Here is a 1,054-nt window from a genome sequence, read left to right as displayed (position 1 = left end):
CTAGGTGTATTGATCACGAGCGTTGTTGACACTGGTCGGGCTTGATCATGGCGAAGACCTCCGGTGTGGTGGAGCTGTCTAGGACTGCACCACTCGGAGGTCTTCGTGTCCCACCGTAATGCCCGGCTGACTGTTCTCGGGAGGCGGCTGCTGGTCGAGCGTGTGCTTTCCGGTCGCCCGGTTGCTCATGTGGCGGCCGAGATGGGTGTCTCGCGGGCCACGGCTCACAAGTGGGTACGGCGGTGGCGGGAGGAGGGCGACGCCGGACTGCACGACCGGTCCAGCCGCCCGCACAGGACGCCGCACCGCACGCGGGCCGTCGTCGAGGCCCGCGTCTGTCGACTGCGCACCGACCGCAAGCTGGGGCCCGCACGGATCGGCCCGGTCCTGGGCCTGCCCGCCTCGACCGTCCACCGGATCCTGACCCGTCACGGCCTGAACCGCCTGGCATGGCTCGACCGCCCGACCGGGACCGTGATCCGGCGCTACGAACGCGAGCGGCCCGGCGAACTCATCCACGTGGACGTGAAGAAGCTCGGCCGCATCCCCGACGGCGGCGGCCACAGGACCCTGGGCCGCGACGCCGGCCGCCCCATCCGCGGCATGGGATTCGACTACGTCCACTCCGCCGTCGACGACCACTCCCGCCTCGCCTACAGCGAGATCCACCCGGACGAGAAGGTCACGACCTGCGCCGGCTTCCTCACCCGCGCGGCCGCCTTCTTCCACGCCCACGGCATCACCCGCATCGAACGCGTCCTCACCGACAACGCCTGGTCCTACCGCAAGGGCCTGGCCTGGAAAGCCACCCTGGCCGAGCTGGGAGCGACAGGAAAACTGACCCGCCCCTACCGGCCCCAGACCAACGGCAAGGTCGAACGCTTCAACCGCACCCTGCTCGACGAATGGGCCTACCTGCAGCCCTACACCACCAACGAGCAGCGAACCGCAGCCCTCGACACCTTCCTGCACACCTACAACTACCATCGCGGCCACACCGCACTCGGAGGCAAGCCACCCATCACCCGCGTCAACAACCCTGCGAGTCAATACA

The 1,054-nt window shown here is 68.5% G+C and carries 1 protein-coding gene; it reads left to right on the top strand.

Annotated elements, in window-relative coordinates; translation table 11 throughout:
• Window positions 1-105: 105 nt before the first annotated feature.
• Window positions 106-1,054, top strand: a 949-nt coding sequence (locus ACFWV8_RS38375; RefSeq protein ID WP_384215110.1) for an IS481 family transposase, incomplete at its 3' end; no start/stop codon positions are given.

Origin of the sequence: Streptomyces sp. NPDC058665 (assembly GCF_042714995.1) — a bacterium.
Lineage (GTDB): Bacteria > Actinomycetota > Actinomycetes > Streptomycetales > Streptomycetaceae > Streptomyces.
This window is presented reverse-complemented; position numbering and strand designations above follow the sequence as displayed.